This window comes from Solirubrobacter ginsenosidimutans (assembly GCF_027587205.1).
Genome location: NZ_JAPDOD010000047.1, coordinates 40,430 through 61,893 on the forward strand (window position 1 = coordinate 40,430; position 21,464 = coordinate 61,893).

Consider the following 21,464-nt stretch of genomic DNA (forward strand, 5'->3'; position numbering starts at 1 on the left):
GAGGCGCGCGGCCGCGTCGATGTCACTCACCGGCAGCGATCCGCCCGACATGCCACCGTTGCCGGATGGCCGCAGGTTTGCAGTTGCCACCGCGGGCGGGCGTATCGTGCCGCTCGAGGGCACGACTTGGCGCTACTTCCCCAAAGACCATCCCGCGCGGTGATCGTCCGCGCCGCTGCCTGCTTCGCCGTCGCCGCCACGCTCCTCGCAGCGCCGCCGGCGAGCGCCCAGAGCCTGCCGATCCCGACGATCATCCCGGCGCCCGCCACCGCGCCGGCCCCGCAGGCCTACCAGGCCAACGACGCGACCGGCTTCCACTCGATCCTCCCATCGGGCACCCGCGGGCTCTACAGCCTGCCCGAGCTCGCCGCGAACCTGACGGCCGGCGCGACGGTCCCGCATTGCTGCGACCAGCTGCCGATGTACGAGAACCTCGTCTACGCGACACCCGGCCTGACGACCGAGGACATCCCCAAGTACTTCAAGGACGGGTCGTTCGGGGTCGCCGACAACAACGTCGAGCGGACCTACTCGCCCCGCGAGGACGTGACGATCGTGCGCGACAAGGGCTTCGGCGTGCCGCACGTCTACGGCGCCACACGCGCAGGCGCCATGTTCGGCCTCGGGTACGTCGGCGCCGAGGACCGGCTGTTCTTCATGGACGTCCTCCGGCACGCGGGGCGCGGGGAGCTGGCGAGCTTCGCCGGCGGCGCCAACGCCGGGCAGGACGCCGAGCAGTGGTCGGTCGCGCCCTACACGGAGCAGGACCTCGAACGCCAGGTCAACGACCTCCCGAAGTACCTCGGCGCCCAGGGCACGCAGATCGTCACCGACGCGAACAACTACATCGCCGGGGTCAACGAGTACATCCTCGAGGCCAAGCTCGACCCCACGAAGCTGCCCGGCGAGTACGCGGCGATCGGCCGCCCGCTCGGCCCGGACCTGTTCAAGCCGGCCGACATCATCGCCACGGCCGCGATGGTGGGCGGGATCTTCGGCAAGGGCGGCGGGAAGGAGCTCGAGTTCTCGCAGCTGGCCGACGCGCTCGACCAGCGCTTCGGCCAGACCAAAGGCGCCAAGGCCTTCCAGGACTTCCGCGCGGCCGAGGACAAGGAAGCTCCCGTCACGGTCTTCAAGCGGCGCTTCCCCTACCAGGTGCCGCCGAAGACGGTCGCCAAGGGCAGCGTCGCGCGCCCCGACAAGGGCACGCTGAAGCTCAGCCCCGTGAGCCGCAGCGGAGCGTTCTTCCCGGGCGTCCCGGAGCGGACGTCCAACGCGCTGCTCGTCTCCGCGAGCGAGTCCGAGAGCGGCCACCCGCTGATGGTCGCGGGGCCGCAGGTCGGCTACTTCAACCCGCAGATCCTGATGGAGCAGGACGTCCACTCGCCCGCGGGCCCGGACGGGCCGGGGATCGACGCGCAGGGCGCGGCGTTCGTCGGCATCAACCTCTACATCCAGCTCGGCCGCGGGCGCGACTACGCGTGGAGCGCGACCTCCGCCGGCCAGGACATCATCGACACCTTCGCCGTGCCCCTCTGCGACGCCACCCACTACCGCTTCCGCGGTCGGTGCGAGCCGATCGAGGTGCTGCAGAAGACCGAGCGCTGGGTGCCGACGCTCGCCGACCAGACCAAGGCCGGGTCGCAGACGCTCAGAGCCGAGCGGACCAAGCTCGGCCTCGTCGCGGGCCGCGGCAAAGTCCACGGCAAGCCGGTGATCTTCACCAAGCTGCGCTCGACCTACTTCCACGAGGTCGACGGCGCCGCCGGCTTCATGGACTTCAACACGCCCGAGCTGATCACGGACCCCGGGTCCTTCCAGCGCGCGGCGGCGAAGGTCGGCTACACGTTCAACTGGTTCTACACGGACGCCGACCACATCGCCTACTTCAACTCGGGCGCCAACCCTGTGCGGGCCAAGGGCGTCGACAACGACTTCCCGGTCGCGGCGAAGTTCGAGTGGCAGGGCTGGAACCCGGACACGTGGCAGGCGGCGTTCACCCCGCCCGCCGAGCACCCGCAGGCCGTCGACCAGTCCTACTTCGTCAACTGGAACAACAAGCAGGCGCACGGCTACCGCTCCGCGGACGCCAACGCCTACTCGTCGACCTACCGCTCGGTCATGCTCGAGGACCGCGTCAAACAAGGGATCGCGGGTGCGAGGAAGCTGACGCTGCCGAAGCTGATCGACGCGATGGAGCTCGCCGGCTCCGGCGACCTGCGCGCCCACGTGGACCTGCCACTCGCGCTGCGGGTCATCGGCAAGCCGAGCGACCCGGCGCTCAAGAAGGCAATCGACGGGCTGCAGGCGTGGCGCGCCGGCGGCGGCCTCCGCCGCGACGCCGACCACGACGGCGTCTACGAGCACTCCGGCGCGATCCGGATCATGGACGCCTGGTGGCCCCTGTGGGTGAAGGCGCAGTTCGAGCCCGCACTCGGCGCGGCCGCGTTCAAGACCCTCACCGACACCGTCTCGATCGACAACCCGCCCAACAACCACGGCGACCACCTCGGGTCGGCGTTCCAGGGCTCCTGGTACGGCTACGTGAGCAAGGACCTCCGCCAGACGCTCGGCGACCCCGTCAAGGGCCGCTACTCGCGCGCCTACTGCGGGACGCTGCGCAGGTGCCGCGCCGCAATGCGGGCATCGCTGCGCGAAGCGCTGCGGGCGCCCGACCCCTATACCGGCGACGCGGTGTGCGAGAAGCAGCCCAAGCTCAACGCGCAGTGGTGCTTCGACGCCGTCCGCCAGCGCCCCGTCGGCGGCACCTCCCAGCCGCTGATTCACTGGATCAACCGGCCGACCTACCAGCAGGCCGTCGAGATCCCGCGCCGGCTCTCACGTTAACGCGGCTAGCGTAGGGCGCACATGGCCTGGGTGGACACGGTCTCCGAGACGTTCGTGGCGCGCCACGACGAGCGCGATGAGGATGATGCCGCGCGGGTGCTGGCGCAGCTCGAGTTCGCCCGCACCCGCCTCGAGGAGCGCTTCGAGACACGGCCGGGGGAACTCGCGGTCGTGCTGCACTCCTCGGTGGCGCAATTGGACGCCGCCCAGCCCTGGCTCCCCCTCGCGCGCCGTCTCACCGCTCCCGCCGCCCGCCGCTACGTCGTCGGGGTCGCCGGCCAGCGGGAGCTGCACGTGCTCGCCCCGCGGCTGCTCGCCCACCGCGCCTCCAACGTCGAGGGCTCGCTCGAGATGCTGATGCTCGCGCCGTCCGCCCTGCTCGCCCGCCGCTATGTGGCGGACAATCACCCGAAGCTCCCGCCGCCCGTCAGCCCGCCGCGGATCGCGCGCTGGGGCCGCTGGGCGTGGCTGGTCGAAGGTGCCGCGCAGTGGCTCTCCGGCCAGACCCGCCACGTTCGCCCCGCCGTCGCCCGCCGCCTGCGGGAAGGCTCCGCGCCGTCGTTTCCGCCCTCACGCGTCGACGCCCTGCTGCTGGGCGGGTCGGTGTTCGACCTGCTGGCGCGCGAGGAGGGCGACCGCGCGTGCGTGACGCTCGCCCGCGGGCCGCACCCGGACGGGCCGATCCGCGCGCTCGAGATCGCGTTCCCGCGCTCGATCCGCCACACCGAGGAGGCGTGGCGAAGCCACCTCTCGCGGCTCGGCGAGGGGGGTTAGTCGAAGAAGGGCGCGGCGACCGTCGCCGCGAAGGCGATGATCGCGGTCAGCGCGAGGGTGAAGGCGAGCGTCCGCACCCACATCGGGTACCGCTCGGCGGGGAGCCGCCGCGGTGCCTTCGGGTCGCCCAAGAGCTCGCGCGCGGCGTCCAGCCCACCGGCCGCGACCATCACGTCGCGCGGGCCGGAGGCGAGGAAGTCCGGGACGTCGAACCCGCCCGAGCGGCGGGCGAGCGACGGGATGCCCTCCTCGAGCAGCAGGCCCTGGATGAGCTCGGCCTCGGCCTGGTTGCGCGCCCACGCGGCGCGGACCAGCGGACCTTCGGCGTAGGTCGGATGCACCTTGCGCGCCCGCTCGGCGAGCTCGGAGCGCGGCGGCTCCTCCGTAGCGCCCTCGCGCACCAGCGGCAGTCCACACGCCTCGCAGAAGCGCTCGTGTGGCTCATGCGCCGCGGCGCAGGAGGGGCACACGAGCGTGTCGCTCAATCGGTGACCTCGAGCGTGACCTGCTCGACGGTGTTGCCGACGATCGACCACAGCCGGAGGTCGGGCTCGGCGCTCTTGGTCCCGACGATCAGGTAGAGCGTGCCGGGCCACGCGGGGTCGTCGCTGTCGCCGAACTTCGCGAGGTTGACGTCGGTCTCGGAGGGAACGGGGTCCGAGCGCGTGTGCGAGTGGTAGATCATCCCGAGAGCGAGGCCGGCGTCCTCGATCTCCTCGGTGATCCGCAGCTGCTCGCGCGGATCCATCACGTACTTGAACTTGCTCTTGGCCGTGTTGGCGGTGCGGTACACCTGCACCGCGTCGCCGTCACGGGAGGAGATCAGGCCGCAGCACTCCAGCGGAGCGTCGGCGTAGGCGTGCTCGACGACGTCGTCGAGGAGAGCTTTGGAGATTCGCAGGGCTTACTTGGCGCGGTGGAGGGGCGGGGGGGAGTCCGACTCGTCGTCATCGTCGAGCTTGACGGCGCCGCTGATCGAGTCCTTGAACTCGCGCATGCCCTTGCCGAGTGATCGGCCGACTTCCGGCAGGCGCTTCGGCCCGACGACGAGAAGCGCGATGATGGCGACGACGAAGAGCTCCATCGGCCCGATGTTGCTGACGAACGGCATGATCGTTCCCCTTGAAGTGTTAGGTCCTCTAGCTTACCCGCCGTCAGTCTCACGGCGAAGGATGAGCAGGTGCTGGGAATGTGAGGCGAGGATGGTCGCGGCGGTCATGGCGATCTTGGCGTCCGGCAGCGCGGGAACAGCGTTGCGGTAGAGCGCGACGAGATCCTCCTCGAGCAGCACCGCGGCGGCGATCGCCCCCTTGGCGTCCGCCCGCGCGAGCTGCTCGGCGGTCGCGTCGATGTCGCTCGCCCACTGCGGCGGGCGCGGCGTCCCGAGCCCGACGGCGGCGAGCTCGGTCGCGATCGCGGCGGCGTGATCGGCCTCGTGGCCGCGCAGCGTCACGAACAGCGGGTCGAGGTGCGCGACGCGGTCGTAGGCGAGCGAGGCGCCCATCTCGCGCCGCCAGAGGCCGAGCAGCAGCCCGCCCTCGTCGATCGCGGCGCCCGCCACGGCGGGGGCGAGAAGGCCGCCGGCGAGCGCGACGCCACCGGCCTTGAGCACGTCTCGTCGTCGCAGCATCAGACCGGTTGGCCCGGGAAGGCGGTCGGGAGCGGCGGGCGGCCGAGCTCGGCGAGCAGGCGCGATTCGGCGGCGGCGGCTTCGACGATCAGGCCGGAGAGCAGCTCGCGGTGATCGTCGCCGCCCAGCTCGCCCACCGCCGCGACGTGTGCGCGCAGCGCGGCGCTCTCGGCGGCCAGCGCCGCGGTCGCGCCCGTCGCACCCGCCGCGGGAGCCGCGCCCGGCGTCCCGCCGGCGTCACGCAGCGCGTCCTCGACCAGCTTCACCCGCGCTTCGGCGTTGCGGCGCTCCGCCCCACCCGCGTAGGCACTTGCGACCGCCTGCGTCACCCGCAGCTGTTCATCCAGCACGGCAGCCGGATCGACCTTCGCCTCTTCAGGTGGTCCGCAGCCGGCCAACAACGCGAGAGCGCCGGCGCCCAGAAGCGCGCGGCGGGTTACCACCAGACCGTGCTGTCCAGGTTCTCGAGCTCTTCCACCGGGGTGGTGTAGAGCCCCGAGGAGAGGTACTTCCAGCCGTCGTCGCAAACGATGAAGACGACGTTGCCCTCGTCGAGCTCCCCGGCGATGCGCACCGCGATCGAGGCGATCGCGCCCGTCGAGACGCCCGCGAAGATGCCCTCCTCGTCGAGCAGCTTCTTCGTCCACACGATCGCGTCGTGGTTGGTGACGAAGATCTTCCGGTCCAGCAGCGAGAGGTCGATGATCGGCGGGATGAAGCCGTCGTCCAGCGACCGCAGGCCTTGGACCGGCTCGCCCTGCATCGGCTCGGCGGCGACGATCTTCACCGCGTCGCCCAGCTCCTCGCGCAGCCGGCGACCGACGCCCATCAGCGTCCCGCCCGTGCCCAGGCCGGCGACGAACGCGCTGATCTCGTCGAGCTCTTCCAGGATCTCGGGTGCCGTGCCGTTGTAGTGGGCGTTCGGATTGGCCTGATTGCCGTACTGGTACGGCATGTAGTACGAAGGGTCGGCCGCGGCCATCTCCAGCGCCATCGCCACGGCGCCGTTCGAACCCTGATCGCCCGGCGAGTACACGATCTCCGCCCCGTACATCTTCAATAGCTGCGTCCGCTCGGGCGTGACGTTGTCGGGCATGACGACCTTGAGCTTGTAGCCCTTGCGCGAGCAGATCATCGCCAGCGAGATGCCGGTGTTGCCCGAGGTCGGCTCGAGGATCGTCTGGCCGGGGCGGATCGCGCCCTTCTCCTCGGCGTCCTCGATCAGCGCGCGCGCCACGCGGTCCTTGACGGAGCCGGTGGGATTGAACGACTCCATCTTCGCCCAGATCCGCACGCCGGGCTTCGGCGAGAGACGTTTGAGCTCGACCAGCGGCGTGTTGCCGATCGCCTGGATGATGTCGCCGTAACGGCCGCCGCATGGACGGTTGCGGAGGAGTTCCTGGGCCATAGCTTCAGGAAGTGTAGTGTCCTCGCGCGTGGCGGATTCTCTGCTCGCCCTGAGGACATCGCTCGCCGAACAGCTGGCCGAACTGCGCGGTGTGCAACCTGACCAGCTGCCGCCCGCGCTGCTGGACATCAGCGTCCGCCGGGTGGGTGACGCCTACTACGTCTGCCCAGCCGATTGGGAGCAGTTGCGACATGAGGAGGGCGGCGCCGGGCGCCCGATCCCGTACTGGGCGCGGCCCTGGCCGAGCGGCGTCGCGCTCGCCGGCCACCTCAAGGACCACCCGCCCGCCGAGAACCTCAAGGTGCTCGAACTGGGCTGCGGCCTCGCCCTCCCCAGCGTCGTCGCGGCCCGCGCCGGCGCGCAGGTCCTCGCCACCGACGGCCACAGCGACGCCGTCGCCTTCGCCGCCCACGTGCTGTCCATCAACGAGGTCGAGGGCGACGTCGCCCTCGTCGACTGGTCAGACCACGCGGGTCACCTGGTCGATCGCGGTCCCTGGGACCTCGTGCTCGCCGCCGACGTCCTCTACACGAGCCAGAACGTCGAGGCCGCACTACGGCTCTTCCCCCACCTCGTCGCCCCCACCGGAACCCTGCTCCTGGCCGATCCGAATCGCAAGGGAGCGCAGGGCTTTTTGGCCGCCGCGCGCGCAAAGTTCGAACTGGTGAGCGATCGCGGGCCCGATGTCACGCTGCATTTACTGACGCCGCGAAACGGTTAGCCGCGCCCCTCGGTGGGCATATAAACGAGTGGCGGGGGCCACTCGCAGACGGCCCGAAAGTGCCGGCCGTCGAACACTCCCCGGAAAGGCCGCCCGCCGCTCCCTATACGTGAATCCCTTGTCTAACAGGCTCGGGCGGCCCCGGCGTGCGCACCGTCTCACGGTGCTCGTCGGCCTAGCCGCCCTCATCACACTTCTCGCCGGGCGGTTGATCCCTGCCATGGCAGGCAGCTCGGACCCCCGATGGCACGATGGCGTCGTCCACGTCTATGACGACAGTGGCATGACCGACACGATCGTCACCGCCGCCCACCGCTGGACCGTCTCGGGCGCGAAGGTCGACATCGAGGTCGTGCGCGACCAGCACGACGCCGACGTGATCGTGCGCAAGGACGATCGCCGGCTGCTCGCCCTCTGCGGGCGCGACTGCCTCGGCTACAGCACCTCGATCGGCCACCCGAAGAGCGGTCACAGCGAAGTGCTGCTGCGCTCCAATCTGGGCGGTGACCCACGCCCGCTCTCGGTCTGGGTCGCGGCGCACGAGCTCGGCCACGTGCTCGGCCTGCACCACCGCAACGGCCACAACTGCTCCGTGATGTCCCCGCGCGCCTTCGACACCAACTGCGCGCCGTCGCTGGCGGCGACACGGCCGACGCCGGCCGAGCTGGCGTGCGTGCCCGCGCCGGCGGACGTCGACGTGGCCGCGGGCCTGTACGGCGGCGCGGCGGTGACACGGGATCCGCGGTGTAAGTAGCGTTCGCGAGGTGATCGCCTCGCGCCTCAGCGGCTTCGGAATTTCGATCTTCACCGAGATGTCGGCGCTGGCCGTGCAGACCGGCGCCATCAACCTCGGCCAGGGCTTCCCGGACGAGGACGGACCCGCGGCGGTGCTCGAGGCCGCGCAGGCGGCCATCCGCAACGGCCACAACCAGTACGCGCCGCTGCCGGGCGTCCCCGCGCTGCGGGAAGCGATCTCCGAGCACCAGCGGCGCTTCTACGGCCTCGAGCCCGAGGACGTGCAGGTGACCATGGGCGCGACCGAGGCGATCACGGCCGCGATCCTCGGCCTGTGCGAGCCCGACGACGAGGTGCTCGCCTTCGATCCCACGTACGACTCCTACGGCGCTGCGGCGAAGATGACCGGCGCGCGGCTCGTTCCGGTCCCGCTGCACCCGCCGGCGTGGACGTTCGACCCTGACGAGCTCAGAGCCGCGATCACCCCCAAGACCCGCGCGATCCTCGTCAACTCGCCGCACAACCCCACCGGCCGCGTCCTCACCCGCGAAGAGCTCCAGACGATCGCCGACGTCACGCAAGAGCACGACCTGATCGCGATCACCGACGAGGTCTACGAGCACCTGGTGTTCGACGGCCTCGAGCACATCCCGCTCGCGACGCTCCCCGGCATGGCCGAGCGCACGCTGACGATCTCCTCGCTCGGGAAGACCTTCAGCGTGACCGGCTGGAAGGTCGGCTGGGCGACCGGGCCTGGTGCGCTGGTCGCGGGCGTCCGCGCCGCCAAGCAGTTCATGACCTTCGCCGGTGCCACGCCGTTCCAGCACGCGGGCGCGGCCGCGCTGCGGCTGGCTGACGCCTGGTACGCGGAGTTCGCGCTCGAGCTGCAGGCCAAGCGCGACCGGCTCAGCGCAGGGCTGACCGCCGCCGGCCTGGCCGTCTCCAAGCCCCAGGGCACCTACTTCGTCAACGCCGACGTCGGCACCGACGCGATCGCCTTCGCGCGCGAGCTTCCGCACCGCGCGGGCGTCGTCGCGATCCCCACGGCGGTGTTCAGCACCCGCGCGCAGGAACTGGCGCCGTATCTGCGCTTCGCCTTCTGCAAGCGCCCCGCGGTGATCGACCGCGCGGCCCGTCAGCTGGCCGCCGAAGACCTCGAGTCGTAGTTCCAGAAGCGCGGGAGCGCCAGCGCGAGCACGACGGAGCCGGCGACGACCAGCACGCCGCCGCCGAAGACGGACGCGCGCAGCCCGAACAGTGACGCGCTCACGCCCGCGCGCGCGTTGCCGAGCAGCGGGCCGGACGACCACGAGATCATCTCCACGCCCGCGAGGCGCCCGCGCATCTCGTCCGGGATCGTCTCGTTCCACAGCGCGCCGCGGAAGATCCCGGACACGCCGTCGGCCGCGCCCGCGAGCGCGAGCAGCAGCAGCGCGAGCCACAGCGTCTCCGTTAGCCCGAACAGCGCGATCGCCACACCCCACGCCGCGGCCGCCCAGACGATCGCCCGACCGTTGTGATGCACGCGCGTGGCCCAGCCGCTCGTCGACATCGACACCAGCGCGCCGACGCCCGGCGCCGCCCACAGCAGCCCCACGACCTGCGTCCCGCCGTAGCGATCCGCCAGCGCGGGGAAGAGCGCGAACGGCATCCCGAAGAACATCGCGTTGATGTCGATCAGGTAGGAGCCGAGCAGCTCCTGGCGCGAGCCCGCGTACCGCAGCCCGGCCAGGATCGCGCGCAGCGACGGCGGCTCGGCGTCGGGCGGGGGCGGCGGTGTGCGCATGAGCGCGAACGCGGTCAGCGACGCGACGAAGCTCGCGAGATCCAGCCCGTAGGCGACGCTCACGTCGGTGGCGGCGATCAGCACGCCCGCCAGGGCCGGGCCGGCGATCGTCGCGAGGTTGGCCAGCGAGCCGTAGATGGCGCTCGCCGCCTTGAGCTCGTCGCGCTCGACCAGCCGCGGCATCAGCGCATCCAGCGGCGGGCGCAGCACCGCGGAGGCGCCGGCGAAGAGCATCGCCGCCACGAACAGGACCCAGACGTGCGGGTTGGGCAGCAGCGCGTTGAACAGCAGCGCGCCGGAGACGATCGACGCGGTCAGCTCCGCGCCCCAGATGAGCTTGCGGCGATCGAAGGCGTCCGCCAGCGCCCCGCCGACCAGCGCCAGGAGCACGATCGGCACGAACTCGGCGGCGCCCAGGAGGCCGACCGCCACGGTCGACCCGGTGAGGTCGTAGACCTGGACGGCGAGCGCGACCTGCGTGAACATCGTCCCGAACAGCGAGACCGTGTACCCGAAGACGAGCAGCCGCAGGTCCCGCCGGCGGCGCAACAGCGAGAAGTCGGCGAGGATCACGCGCCGAGCCGTGCGAGTGCCCAGCGGGTGAGCTCGAGGATCCGGGCCACGTCGTAATCCTGGAGCACCAGGCGCGCGGCTTCATCCGCGTAGGCCGACAGCATGTGGGCGCAGAGCTCGGGATCGGGCAGGTTCGAGTCCGGCCGCGGGGTCTGCGCGAGGCGCGCGATCACGGCCGCGCGGCCGGCCGCGATCCGCTCGTGCAAGAGCCGCGGCGCGCCCTCCTGCGGCATCAGGACGAGCCGCCACGTGTCGGGGTCCGCGCGCACCGCCTCCAGGTAGGCGGTCAGCGCCGCCAGGAGGTCGTCATAGGTCTCCGGGAGCTGACTCAGAGCACGCCGCGACTCACGCTCCACCAGCGCTTCCAGCAGGCCGCCGAGGTCGGCGAAGTGGCCGTAGACGATCGGCCGCGTGATGCCCGCCGCGCGCGCCACGGCCTCGATCGAGACCGCGTGGAAGCCGTCGGCGACGACGATCGCCTTGGTCGCGTCCAGCAGCTGCTCCCGGCGCTCGGACCCACTCATGCGCGCCATGGAAATTGATGTTACAGGACCGTAGCTTACGGAAGTGTAACATCGCATGGACCTCTCTGTCGCGATCGTCGGGAGCGGCTTCTCCGGTATCGGGCTCGCGATCAGCCTGCACAGGGCGGGCGTCGAGGACTTCGCCGTATTCGAGCGTGCTGACGGCGTCGGCGGGACGTGGCACCACAACACCTATCCGGGTTGCGCCTGTGACGTGCCGTCGCACCTGTATTCGTTCTCGTTCGCGCCGAATCCGGATTGGTCGCGGACCTACTCACGTCAGCCCGAGATCCGCTCGTACCTCGAGCGCGTCGTGGAGCAGTTCGGAGTGCGACCCAAGATCCAGCTGAACACGGATGTCCGCGGAGCCTCATGGGAGGAAGAGGCGAAACGCTGGCGGCTGAATACGTCAAATGGACCGGTAACCGCGAAACTGCTGATCTCCGCCAACCGGCGCTTCCCGGCTCTGCAGCGGTTGGTGCGCTGGACGATCTACGCCACGCGCGAGCTGCTCGTGCTCGGCTTCGTCAAGCAGCCGCGGGGGATGAAGCTGCTCGAGCGGGTCGCGCGCCGGCATCGGGCGCGTGCGCTGAAGGACCCCGAGCTGCTGGCGGCGACGACGCCCGGCTACACCCTCGGCTGCAAGCGCATCCTGCGATCTTCCTGCGTTCATCGCCCTGCTGGCCATCGCCCTCGTCGTCCCGGGCCCGGACTTCGCCTTCATCGTCGGCTCAGCCGCCCGCGGACAGCACCTCGGCCGCGCGGCGGCGTTCGGGGTCGTCACCGGCCTGAGCGTTCATGCCACGCTCGCGGCGGCCGGGATCTCGTCGCTGCTCGCCGCCACGTCCTGGGGGCTCGACGTGCTGCGCGTCCTCGGCGTCGGGTTCCTGCTGTGGGCGGGAGCGTCGACGGTGGTGGCGACGCTGCGCGGCCGCGCCGGCGCGCACGTACCCGCGGGCGCGGCGACCACGCGGCTCGCGGCGTGGCGGCGCGGGCTGCTCGGCAACCTCCTGAACCCGAAGTCGCTGCTGTTCTTCCTGGCGCTGATGCCGCAGTTCGTCGACCCGGACCGCCCGACGCTGCCGCAGGTCGCGCTGCTGTCGGCCGTCACGGTGGCCGCGGGCGCGGCGTGGTGGGGCCTTGTCAGCCATGTCGCCGACCGGTTCTCTCCGCTCCTGCAGCGTCCGCGCGTGCGCCGGCGGGTCGACCTCACCACCGGCGTCGCGCTGCTCGGGCTGGCCGGCATGATCGCTGTCGCCTAACGGGCGTGGTCCTGAACGTGTGCTCGATCCGGTTCGCGCTCGCGACGCGAGCGTCGAGTTTCTCGCGCTCTGCTCACGAAAGTCGACGCTCGCTCACCATCCCATGTCACGTTTGCCGTGGGCGGGGTGAGCGGCGCCGCAGTTGACGTTCGTCCGGCACGAAACCCACGAAAATGCGGGTTCGGCGGTCAACGCGTCCGAGCGCCGGAATAGGGTTCCGCGTCCCGATGGTCGCCGCCCTTCTCGCCTCCTCTTCGACCTTGCTCTCCGCCCACAGCACCGTTGGATGCTCGACCGGATACATGGACGACCTGCGCGAGGACTGGGACGCGCTGGTCGCGGCCGCGGCGCAGACCTCCGGGTTCGCGATCGAGCTCTCGGCGCTGTGCGAGGACGAGCTCGACGGGCTGATCGCGTACCTGCGCAACGTGCGCCCGCTGCCGTTTCGCTTCGTCAGCGTGCACGGCCCGTCGAAGGACCGGCGGCTGTCCGACGACGAGCTCGTAAGCGCGCTGGAGCAGTTGCCCGCGTGGGTGTCGGCGATCGTGATGCACCCCGACGCGATGGTCGACCTGGCGCCGTACCGCCGCCTCGGCCGGCGACTGTGCGTCGAGAACATGGACCCGCGCAAGCACCTCGGCCAGACGGCGGAGGACCTGCAGCGCTACTTCGAGGCGCTGCCCGAGGCGCGGCTGTGCTTCGACGTCGCCCACGCCCATGCCGTGGACCCGTCGCTGACCGTCGCGCGCGAACTGCTGTCGCGGTTCTCGAGCCGGCTGAGCCACGTGCACCTCAGCTCGCTCGACGCCGAGCAGCACCACGTCCCGCTGACCGACTCCGACCAGGAGCGGTTCGCCACGGTGCTCAAGCGCTGTAGTGACGTGCCGTGGATCCTGGAAGCCCCACCGGTGTAGGAGCCGGTCGAGGAATTCCGGACCGACCATTCCTCGACAGACTCCGATAGACAACCCCGCGGGAGGCGTCCAGCGCCTCTCCGAGGCGGCCGGCGTCAGCTTCGAGCATCTTCAGGCGGCACGCGAAAGAACCGCGCGGCGGACGGCGGAGGCGATGGCCGCGCTGGCCGTGGCGGGTTCCAGCGACGGGCTGTCGACGTGCGTCTTCGGCTCGTGGGCGCGTGAGGAGCTGACGGCCGCAAGCGACGACGACTGGGCCGTGCTCGTCGCCCGCCCGTTCGCCGCCTACGACCCGGATGTGTTGAGCGAGATCGTCGCCGCGCAGGCGCAGCTCGGCGCCGGGGACCGCCGTCCCGGCGCCCAGGGCGTCTTCGGCGAGCCGATCTGCGTCCCCGACCTCGCCGCCCGCATCGGTCTCGACGCCGACACCAACACGAACTTCACGCGCCGGATGCTCCTGCTGCTCGAGTCGCGCGAGCTGCACGGAAACGTCCGCCGCTCCGCGGTCGAGCAGATCCTCGGCCGCTACCTCTATGAGTCCCACACCGCCGGGCAGCCGCCGCGGTTCCTGCTCAACGACGTCGTCCGCTACTGGCGCACGATCTGCGTCGACTTCGAGGGCAAGGCCGCCGGCAGCGCGGGTGCCCGGGACCCGAAGTGGGCGTCGCGCAACGCCAAGCTGCGGACGTCGCGCAAGCTGCTGTTCGCCGGCGGGCTCGTCCCGGTGCTGCTGTGTCACCTGTGCGAGCCGGCCGCCACCGCGGCCTTCCTGAGCCGCTGGTTCGACGCGTCGCCGCTGGACCGCGTCTCCACCGCGTTCCTGTTCGTCGGCCTGCCCGACTCCGGCGTCCGCGCGCTCGCCGCCTACGACCGCTGGATCGGGCTGATGTCGCAGCCCGACATCCGCGCCGAACTGGACGCACTCACGGTCGAAGCGCGCGATCTGTCCCCGCTGTACGCCGAGATCCGCGACATCGGCCGCGCGTTCGAAGACGCCCTCGGCGCGCTGTTGTTCTCCTCCCGGCTCGGCCCCTTGACGCGGACCTACGCGATCTTCTGATCTGCTCTGCGCCATGGCCAAGGGCACGTGGTGGGAATACGCGGTGATGCGGATCCGGCTCGTCGACGCCGGCGCGGAGCGGTGGACCTTCGAGGCGAACGCGTGGGTCGACGACCGGGAGATCTACGCCGAGACGCTGCAGGAGCACTCGTGGTCGCGGGGCGGCGCCACCCGTGCCGGGCTGCCGCCGTCCGTTGCGCGGCTCGGCTCCGTCGCCCCGGGTCGCCGTGCAGGGATCCGCGACGCGAGCGTCGAGTTTCTCGCGCTCTGCTCACGAAAGTCGACGCTCGCTCACCATTCCTAGGTCAGAACAGCGGCAGCCAGGCCAGCAGCGCGATCGACGCAAACATGAGGATCACGGTGATCACGGCGGCGAGGGCGAAACGCCAGCGCACCCCGCGGGGCGGAGGCTCATCCTGACGTCGCGGCGCGAACGGCTCAATCGCAGGCATGGCGGGAAGTCTCCATGGTCAGCCGGCGCCGCGCAATGGGGAGGATCCCCCAACTAGGGGACAACGGAGACCCCATCGGCGGCGGAGCGATAGAGCGCGGCGATCACGCGCGCCTGACCGAGCGACTCGTCGCGACCGAGCCGCGCTGAGCGCCCTTCGGCGATCGCGGCGGCGACCTCGTCGAGCTCGCGCGCGTACGGGTCGACGGTCTCCGGGACGATGCGCTCGGTGTCCTCGCGGGTGACGAGGATCTCGGTGCCGGACGGCGTCTGCCACGGAGACGGCACGAGGATCGTTCCGTCGGACCCGACGACCTCGATCGAGTGGCGGCGGTGGACGTCCATGCCGCAGTCGAAGGTCGCCACGACGTCGCCCGCAAAGCGCAGCGTGCCGGCGAAGCGGATGTCGACGCCGTCGCCACCCAGCACCTGCTCCCCGCTCACCCGCTCGGGCTCGCCGCACAGCAGCCGCAGCGCGCTGACGCAGTAGCAGCCGACGTCCATCAGCGCGCCGCCCTCCAGCGACGACTGCAGCCGGACGTTGTCCGGATCGATGCCGCCGAAGCCGAACGCCGTGCGCACCAGCCGCACGTCGCCGACGGCGCCGGAGCGCACGAGCCGCACCAGCTCGTCGGTCTGCGGGTGAAAGCGCCACATGAACGCCTCCATCAGCACCCGCCCCGCCCGCTCGGCCGCGTCGAACGCGAGCTCGACCTGCGCCGGATCACGCGACAGCGGCTTCTCGCACAGCACGTGCTTGCCCGCTTCCAGCGCCGTGACCGTCCACGGCACGTGCATGCTGTTGGGCAGCGGGATGTAGACCGCGTCGACCTCGGGATCGGCGAGCAGGTCCTCGTAGGAGCCGTGGACCCGCTCGATCCCGTGTTCGTCCGCGTAGGCCTGGGCTCGCGTCAGATCACGCGAGCCCACAGCCACGATCTTGGCACTCTCCGAGAGCCGCGCGCCCTCGACGATGCGCTGCGCGATGCGCGCGGTTGAGAGGATGCCCCAGCGGATCATCTGCCGGTTGCGGCCGCCCTTCTGCGGGAGATCGCGTCGACGCTGGCGGCGAGCAGGAGCACGAGGCCATTGATGATGAACTGCACGCCGGACTTCTCCGTCACGAGCGGCAGGCCGTTGGCGATGATCGCCACGACCAGGCCGCCGGTCACCGCGTCCGAGATCCGGCCGCGGCCGCCGAACAGCGACGTTCCGCCGATCACCGCCGCACCCACCGCGTACAGCAGCGTCTGCGCACCACCGGTGGTGGGCGAGACGGAGTTATCGCGCGAAGCCAGCAGGATGCCGGCGATCACCGCGAGCGTCGATCCGAGGATGAAGCAGTACGTCTTGATGTTCGCGACGCCGATGCCCGCGCGCCGCGCGGCCTCGGCGTTGCCACCGACGGCGTAGACATGCCGGCCGAAGCCGGTGCGCATGAGCAGGAACGTCAGAGCGACGAAGAACACCGTGACGAGCGGCACCACCCAGGGCACACCCTGAATGACGATCGGGGCGTTCGGCCGCTGGCGCTCCTGGTTGAGCAGGTACACGGCGACGATCACGATCACGGCGAGCGCGACGACCTTCAGCAACCAGACGGACAGCGCCATCGTCGGCAGCCCGGCCCGCTTGCGGGTCATGATCGCCCAGTACGTCGCGCCCGCGAAGCCGCCGACGACGACGATCGCGAACAGCCAGCCGAGACCGACCGGCATGTTCTTGTTCATCACCGCCAGGATCGCCTCGTTGCGGATCGGGATCGTCCCACCCTCGCCGATGATCAACAGCATCGCGCCCTGCAGGCCGAGGAAGAAGGCCAGCGAGACCACGAAGCTCGGAATCCCGAGCCGCGCGACCAGCAGCGCGATCGTGAAGCCGATCGCCACGCCGGTGGCGAGGACGGCGAGGACGGACAGCGGCCACGGCCAGTTGTGCTCGGTCAGCGTGACGCCGAGGATGGCGGCGCCGGTGCCGGCGGTGAAGCCGGCCGACAGGTCGATCTCGCCCAACAGGAGCACGAAGACCACGCCCATGGCGAGGACCGTGATCGCCGCGCCCTGGTTGATCAGGTTGGCGAAGTTGGTGTTGGTCAGGAACGAGTCGGGCTGCAGGATCCCGAACACGATCACCAGCGCGACGGCACCGAGCACCGCCGGCAGGGCGCCGAGATCGCCGCCCCTGATCTTGTCGAAGTACGCTCGCGTGGCATCGCCGATGCCCGCCTGGCCCGGCATCGTCTCGAGGTCGAACTGCGAGACCTCGTGCGACGGCTCTGTGGAAGTGCTCATACCGTCCCCACCGCCGCGGCCTCGGCCGGACGCAGCCCGATGTCACCGGAGCGCCCAGCCGTGATCAGCTCGATCACCTGGGTGTTGTTGACGTCCTTGGTCCGCACCTGCGCCGCCATCTGGCCCAGGAACAGGCACGCGATGCTGTCGGCCACCTGGAACACGTCATTCATGTTATGCGTGATCAGCACGACGCCGAGCCCCTGCTCCGCGAGCCGGCGGACCAGCTTGAGGACCTGCTCGGTCTGCGCGACACCGAGCGCGGCGGTCGGCTCGTCGAGGATGACGAGCTTGGAGTTCCAGAGCACCGCACGGGCGATCGCCACCGTCTGACGCTGGCCGCCCGAGAGGCTTGAGACGTGCTGGCGCAACGAGCGCAGCGTGCGCACGCTGAGCGATTTCAGCGTCTCACCGGCACGCTTCTCCATCTCGGTCTCGTTGAGCGTGATCCCGGAGCGGATCTCACGCCCGAGGAAGAGGTTGTGCACGACGTCGAGGTTGTCGCACAGTGCAAGGTCCTGATAGACGATCTCGATCCCGAGCGCATTCGCGTCCTTCGGACCGTGGATCGTGATCGGCGAGCCCTCGAACACCATCTCGCCGGAGTCGAACGGGTGGATCCCTGCGACGCACTTGATGAGCGTGCTCTTTCCGGCGCCGTTGTCCCCCACGAGGGCCGTGACTTCCCCCGGACGAACGTCAAAATCCACGTCGCGCAGGACGTGGACGGCACCGAAACTCTTATTGATCCCCCGAAGGGACAGCAGCGGTTGCTGCTGTCCCTCGGAAGCCTTGCTCATCCGCTAACGCCTTGCTCTTCGCACGCTTTCTTCAAGGCCTCGCTGGTGCAGATCTTGTCCGCGGTGGTGAACCCGTCCGCGACGACGTCCTTCACGTTCTCCGGGAAGATCGCCTGCGGCGTGAGCAGCACCGACTTGACCTGCTGCTTGGTCTCGGTGTCCTCGACCTGGCCGGTGGCCAGCGCGTCGGCCGCGGCGGTATCGCCCTTGGCCAGCGCGATCGCGAGCTGGGAAGCCGCGTCGGCCTCCTTCTTGATCGCCTTGTAGACGGTCATGCACTGCGAGCCGAGCAGCACGCGCTGCAGACCCTCGTCCGTGGCGTCCTGACCCGTGGTCGGGATGTCCTTGGTCTGGCCATTGCGCTTGAGCACCGATGCCACCGCGCCGCCGAGACCGTCGTTGGCGCTGTCGACGCCGACGAACTTGCCGTTGGCCTTGGTGTACATCTGCTCGAAGATCGTGCCGGCCTTGGTGTTGTCCCAATCCGGAACGCTCTGATCGGCCGCGATCGTGTAGCCCGCGTCCTTGATCGCCTTCTCGTAGCCCTGCTTGAACAACGTCGCGTTGTTATCGGTCGGCGAACCATTCAGGAGCGCGACCGGACCGCTGTCGTTGCCGTTGGCCTTCATGCACTTCACGAGGCCCTCGCCCTGCGCGGTGCCGACGGCCACGTTGTCGAAGGACACGTAATACGACGCCCCGCCGCCCAAGGTCAGGCGGTCATAGTCGATGACCGGAACGCCCTGCTGCTTGGCCTTCGCGATCACCGCCGCCGCGCTCGGCGAATCAAGATTGACGATCAAGAGCACGTTGGCGCCCTCGTTGAGCATCTGATCGGCGATCGTTGCGAACTTGGCCTTGTCGCCGTTCGCGTTCTGGATGTCCGATTCGACGCCGGCCGCCTTGAACGCCTCGCCCAAGAGCGGGCGGTCAGCGTTCTCCCAGCGCGCCGAAGAAGCCGTATCCGGCAGGATCACGCCCACCTTGGCCTTCGCGGCCGCCGTAGCCGTGGCCTTCCCGCCTCCACTGCCACTCGAGCCCGAATCGTCGTCGCTCCCGCAGGCCGCGACGGTGAATGCGAGCGCACCCGTGATGACAGCGGCGGCGACCCGCGTGGACAGCTTGTGCTTCATGTACTCCCCTTCCTCCGGTTACCGCAGAATGGCGACTATCTGCGAATTCGAAGTATTCATAGCCGAATGCCGGAAAGTCAAGCTGTAGTTGCTTCTGCGCCTCTCCCTAACACAAGCGCAACAGCCCCCAACACCTCGGCACGATCGCCGAGTTCACCCTGAACGACGGTGACGTCCTCCGCCGCCGAGCGGATCGCGCCGCGCAGCAGCGATTCGCGCAGCGGGGCGAGCAGGAACTCGCCGGCGGCCCCGAGGTCTCCGCCGACGACGACCCGGTGCGGGTTGAAGAGGTTGCAGAGCGTCGCCACCGCGGTGCCGATGGCCGTGCCGGCGTCGGCGATCGCGCGCTGGCAGCCCGCATCGCCGCGGATGGCGAGCGCGACGGCGTCCTGCAGGGTGAGCCCGTCACCGTGGACGTCGCGCAGCGAGCTGAGGATCGCCGGCGCGCCGGCGAAGGTCTCCAGGCACCCGCGGTTGCCGCAGCGGCAGATCGGGCCGCCGGGATCGACGACGGTGTGGCCGAGCTCGCCCGCGGTGCCGCCCGCGCCGACGTAGGGCGCGTTGGCGACGATGAACCCCGCGCCGATCCCGGTCGCGGCCTTGACGTAGGCCATGTGCGCCGCGCCGCGTCCCGCGCCCCACATCCACTCGCCGAGCGCGCCCAGGTTCGCGTCGTTCTCGACCTCGACGGGCAGCTCGAGCGCCTCGGCCACCGCCTCCGCGGCGCGCGTTCCCGCCCAGCCCGGCAGGATCGTGGAGTTGCCGAGCTCGCCGGAAGGACGATGCACCGGCCCCGGCAGGCCGAGTCCGATGCCGACCACCTCGTCGCGCGCGACCTCGGCCTCTTCGAGCGCGTCGGCGAAGACCTCTTTGGCGAGCGCGATCGCTTCCTTTGCAGGGAGATCGGCGTCGAGCGTCCGGTGGCGCTCGGCCAGCAGCGCGTGCGAGAGATCGGAGATCGCCAGCCGCAGATGGCGCTTGCCGAAGTCGATCCCCGCGACCACGCCGGCGCGGCGATGCAGGGCGATCAGCACCGGCGGGCGGCCGACGGTGCCGCGCTCGGAGGGGTGCACGGGCTCGGCCGGCTCGACCACGAGCCCGGCCGCATGCAATTCGCTGACCACCGCGGACACGGTCGACGGAGCAAGTGCTGCGCGGCGTGCGAGGTCCGCGCGCGACACGGCGCCGGACTCGGCGAGCACTCCTACGACGCGCGCCCGAGCGTCGCGACGGGACGTCCTTTCCATCGGCGCGAACGCTACACGCGTCGGTGCCGAATCCACAAGGGGTTCGTTCGATCCCGAGTTAAGGCGGGGAACTAACCAGCGAGTGCGAGGCGGGTCGGGAGCGCCCGGTCGGCTTCGGACACCACGAGGGCGAGCGCCCCGAGGACCTGCGCCCGCTCGCCGAGGACGCCGGCGACCAGTTGGGCGCCGCGGCTCGTCTCGGGCAAGGCGGCCCGGGCGACCGACTCGCGGATGCCGTCGAGCAGCAGGTCGCCGGCTCCGGCGAGATCGCCGCCGACGATCAGCATCTCGGGATTGAGGACGTTCAGGAGCGTCGCCACGACCTGCCCGAGCGCCCGGCCCGCGTCGCCGATCACGCGCCGGCAGCCGGCGTCGCCCGCCTGCGCGGCCTCGATCATCGCGGCGACGGTGAGGTCCTCGCCGTGCGAGCGCCGCAGCAGGTCGACGAGCGCGCCGGTGGCCGCGACCGTCTCCAGGCAGCCGCGGTTCCCGCAGCGGCAGACGATGCCGTCGGGGTTGACCAGCACGTGCCCGAGCTCACCCGCGAGACCGGCGCTGCCGCGATAGAGGCGGCCGTTGAGGATCAACCCGGCACCGATACCACTGGAGATCTTCAGATAGATGAGGTCGCCGGCGTCGCGGCCGGCGCCGAACGCGGCTTCGGCGAGCGCGCCGAGGTTCGCGTCGTTGTCGACCATGACCGGCACGTCGAGGCGCTTGCGCAGCTCGGCCGCCGCGGTCATCCCGATCCAGCCGGGGAGGATCGCGGAGGAGCCGACGATGCCCTCGCCCTGGTCGATCGGCCCGGGCAGGCCCATCCCGGCGCCGATCACGGCCTCGCGCGCCACCCCGGCGTCGGCCAGCGTCTCGACCACGAGCTCGGCGGCCATCTCGAGGCCCTCGGTCGCGTCATGGTCGGTGTCGAGGGGACGGGTGCGCTCGGCGATGATCGTGGACGCGAGGTCGGACACCGCCACCCGCAGGTGCGAGTGGCCGAAGTCGACGCCCACCGCGGCGCCCGCGCTGGCGTCGAAGGAGAGCAGGATCGGCGGCCGCCCGCCTTGGGCTCCGTAGGCCGAGCCCGGCTCGGGGCGCTCGATCACGAGGCCGTCGGCCTGCAGGTCGGCGACGAGGCTCGAGACCGTCGAGCGGCTCAGCCCGGTGCGGCGTGCGATGTCGGCTCGCGAGATCTGGCCTTCGTCGCGCAGCGCGCGGATGACGCGCAGGCGATTCAGGCGGCGAAGCGATTCGAGTGAGCCGGCACGACCAGGAGGCATGTAATCGGTTCCAGTGGAGCGAGAAAGGGAC

The 21,464-nt window shown here is 70.7% G+C and carries 24 protein-coding genes and 1 pseudogene; 10 read left to right on the top strand and 15 right to left on the bottom strand.

Features of this window, described 5'->3' with window-relative positions:
- Positions 1-159 precede the first annotated feature (159 nt).
- Together OM076_RS34595 and OM076_RS34600 are read left to right on the top strand one after the other, a co-directional pair.
- Positions 160-2,847 (top strand): penicillin acylase family protein, encoded by a 2,688-nt coding sequence (locus OM076_RS34595; RefSeq protein WP_270044730.1) that lies wholly within the window; start codon positions 160-162, stop codon positions 2,845-2,847.
- A gap of 21 nt (positions 2,848-2,868) precedes the next feature.
- Positions 2,869-3,621: a hypothetical protein gene (locus tag OM076_RS34600; protein ID WP_270044731.1), complete on the top strand. Its 753-nt coding sequence runs from the start codon at positions 2,869-2,871 to the stop codon at positions 3,619-3,621.
- Here the strand turns inward: OM076_RS34600 and OM076_RS34605 are convergent.
- Genes OM076_RS34605 through OM076_RS34630 form a run of 6 tightly spaced genes read right to left on the bottom strand, consistent with a single transcriptional unit; the run spans position 3,618 to position 6,659 of the window.
- A complete protein-coding gene (locus OM076_RS34605) occupies positions 3,618-4,106 on the bottom strand; it encodes a putative signal transducing protein (RefSeq protein ID WP_270044732.1) in 489 nt (162 codons plus the stop codon). The two genes, OM076_RS34600 and OM076_RS34605, sit on opposite strands and share 4 nt — an antisense overlap.
- On the bottom strand, positions 4,103-4,522 hold the full coding sequence (locus tag OM076_RS34610; protein ID WP_272598779.1) for a M67 family metallopeptidase: 420 nt from the start codon (positions 4,520-4,522) through the stop codon (positions 4,103-4,105). Before OM076_RS34610 ends, OM076_RS34605 begins: the two co-directional genes overlap by 4 nt.
- A gap of 3 nt (positions 4,523-4,525) precedes the next feature.
- Positions 4,526-4,732, bottom strand: a complete 207-nt coding sequence (locus tag OM076_RS34615; RefSeq protein ID WP_270044733.1) for a Sec-independent protein translocase subunit TatA/TatB — start codon at positions 4,730-4,732, stop codon at positions 4,526-4,528.
- A gap of 33 nt (positions 4,733-4,765) precedes the next feature.
- Complete coding sequence (locus OM076_RS34620) at positions 4,766-5,251, bottom strand: ferritin-like domain-containing protein (RefSeq protein WP_270044734.1); 486 nt, start codon at positions 5,249-5,251, stop codon at positions 4,766-4,768.
- Positions 5,251-5,694, bottom strand: a complete 444-nt coding sequence (locus OM076_RS34625; RefSeq protein WP_270044735.1) for a hypothetical protein — start codon at positions 5,692-5,694, stop codon at positions 5,251-5,253. The genes OM076_RS34620 and OM076_RS34625 overlap by 1 nt, the downstream gene beginning before the upstream one ends.
- The gene (locus OM076_RS34630; protein ID WP_270044736.1) at positions 5,688-6,659 is read right to left on the bottom strand and encodes a PLP-dependent cysteine synthase family protein; all 972 of its coding nucleotides are present in this window, start codon (positions 6,657-6,659) and stop codon (positions 5,688-5,690) included. Before OM076_RS34630 ends, OM076_RS34625 begins: the two co-directional genes overlap by 7 nt.
- Before the next feature lie 28 nt (positions 6,660-6,687).
- On the opposite strand from OM076_RS34630, the gene OM076_RS34635 reads away from it, so the two are divergent.
- The 3 genes from OM076_RS34635 to OM076_RS34645 all read left to right on the top strand — a co-directional run bounded on the left by OM076_RS34635 (position 6,688) and on the right by OM076_RS34645 (position 9,281).
- On the top strand, positions 6,688-7,380 hold the full coding sequence (locus OM076_RS34635) for a class I SAM-dependent methyltransferase (RefSeq protein WP_270044737.1): 693 nt from the start codon (positions 6,688-6,690) through the stop codon (positions 7,378-7,380).
- Between the two features lie 220 nt (positions 7,381-7,600).
- Positions 7,601-8,134, top strand: coding sequence for a zinc metalloprotease (locus tag OM076_RS34640; RefSeq protein WP_270044738.1), 534 nt, complete (start codon positions 7,601-7,603; stop codon positions 8,132-8,134).
- A gap of 13 nt (positions 8,135-8,147) precedes the next feature.
- Entirely contained in the window at positions 8,148-9,281 is a 1,134-nt protein-coding gene (locus OM076_RS34645) for an aminotransferase class I/II-fold pyridoxal phosphate-dependent enzyme (protein WP_372518116.1), read from the top strand.
- Here OM076_RS34645 and OM076_RS34650 read toward each other — a convergent pair.
- Together OM076_RS34650 and OM076_RS34655 are read right to left on the bottom strand one after the other, a co-directional pair.
- Complete coding sequence (locus OM076_RS34650) at positions 9,251-10,474, bottom strand: MFS transporter (protein ID WP_270044740.1); 1,224 nt, start codon at positions 10,472-10,474, stop codon at positions 9,251-9,253. The two genes, OM076_RS34645 and OM076_RS34650, sit on opposite strands and share 31 nt — an antisense overlap.
- Positions 10,471-11,007, bottom strand: a complete 537-nt coding sequence (locus OM076_RS34655; RefSeq protein ID WP_270044741.1) for a TetR/AcrR family transcriptional regulator — start codon at positions 11,005-11,007, stop codon at positions 10,471-10,473. Before OM076_RS34655 ends, OM076_RS34650 begins: the two co-directional genes overlap by 4 nt.
- A gap of 46 nt (positions 11,008-11,053) precedes the next feature.
- Between OM076_RS34655 and OM076_RS47015 the strand changes: the two are divergent.
- From OM076_RS47015 to OM076_RS34675, 5 genes and pseudogenes are all read left to right on the top strand, one after another.
- Positions 11,054-11,263, top strand: a pseudogene (locus OM076_RS47015) (NAD(P)-binding protein); the annotation flags it as partial.
- A 421-nt stretch (positions 11,264-11,684) separates the two neighbouring features.
- Positions 11,685-12,260, top strand: coding sequence for a LysE family translocator (locus OM076_RS34660; protein ID WP_270044761.1), 576 nt, complete (start codon positions 11,685-11,687; stop codon positions 12,258-12,260).
- A 227-nt stretch (positions 12,261-12,487) separates the two neighbouring features.
- Positions 12,488-13,174 carry a sugar phosphate isomerase/epimerase family protein gene (locus tag OM076_RS34665; protein ID WP_270044742.1) on the top strand — a complete coding sequence of 229 codons (687 nt, stop codon included), beginning with the start codon at positions 12,488-12,490 and terminating at the stop codon, positions 13,172-13,174.
- Between the two features lie 154 nt (positions 13,175-13,328).
- On the top strand, positions 13,329-14,234 hold the full coding sequence (locus OM076_RS34670; RefSeq protein WP_270044743.1) for a hypothetical protein: 906 nt from the start codon (positions 13,329-13,331) through the stop codon (positions 14,232-14,234).
- A gap of 13 nt (positions 14,235-14,247) precedes the next feature.
- Complete coding sequence (locus tag OM076_RS34675) at positions 14,248-14,538, top strand: hypothetical protein (RefSeq protein WP_270044744.1); 291 nt, start codon at positions 14,248-14,250, stop codon at positions 14,536-14,538.
- A gap of 1 nt (position 14,539) precedes the next feature.
- Here the strand turns inward: OM076_RS34675 and OM076_RS34680 are convergent, their stop codons facing one another.
- The 7 genes from OM076_RS34680 to OM076_RS34710 all read right to left on the bottom strand — a co-directional run bounded on the left by OM076_RS34680 (position 14,540) and on the right by OM076_RS34710 (position 21,433).
- Positions 14,540-14,686, bottom strand: coding sequence for a hypothetical protein (locus OM076_RS34680; RefSeq protein WP_270044745.1), 147 nt, complete (start codon positions 14,684-14,686; stop codon positions 14,540-14,542).
- A 53-nt stretch (positions 14,687-14,739) separates the two neighbouring features.
- Positions 14,740-15,705, bottom strand: a complete 966-nt coding sequence (locus OM076_RS34685) for a Gfo/Idh/MocA family protein (protein ID WP_270044746.1) — start codon at positions 15,703-15,705, stop codon at positions 14,740-14,742.
- Positions 15,702-16,976: a sugar ABC transporter permease gene (locus OM076_RS34690; RefSeq protein ID WP_270044747.1), complete on the bottom strand. Its 1,275-nt coding sequence runs from the start codon at positions 16,974-16,976 to the stop codon at positions 15,702-15,704. The genes OM076_RS34685 and OM076_RS34690 overlap by 4 nt, the downstream gene beginning before the upstream one ends.
- Entirely contained in the window at positions 16,973-17,776 is an 804-nt protein-coding gene (locus OM076_RS34695; protein ID WP_270044748.1) for an ATP-binding cassette domain-containing protein, read from the bottom strand. The genes OM076_RS34690 and OM076_RS34695 overlap by 4 nt, the downstream gene beginning before the upstream one ends.
- The gene (locus OM076_RS34700) at positions 17,773-18,909 is read right to left on the bottom strand and encodes a sugar ABC transporter substrate-binding protein (protein WP_270044749.1); all 1,137 of its coding nucleotides are present in this window, start codon (positions 18,907-18,909) and stop codon (positions 17,773-17,775) included. Before OM076_RS34700 ends, OM076_RS34695 begins: the two co-directional genes overlap by 4 nt.
- A 77-nt stretch (positions 18,910-18,986) precedes the next feature.
- Positions 18,987-20,156 (bottom strand): ROK family protein, encoded by a 1,170-nt coding sequence (locus tag OM076_RS34705; RefSeq protein ID WP_270044750.1) that lies wholly within the window; start codon positions 20,154-20,156, stop codon positions 18,987-18,989.
- A gap of 71 nt (positions 20,157-20,227) precedes the next feature.
- Entirely contained in the window at positions 20,228-21,433 is a 1,206-nt protein-coding gene (locus OM076_RS34710; RefSeq protein ID WP_270044751.1) for an ROK family transcriptional regulator, read from the bottom strand.
- Positions 21,434-21,464: the final 31 nt, after the last annotated feature.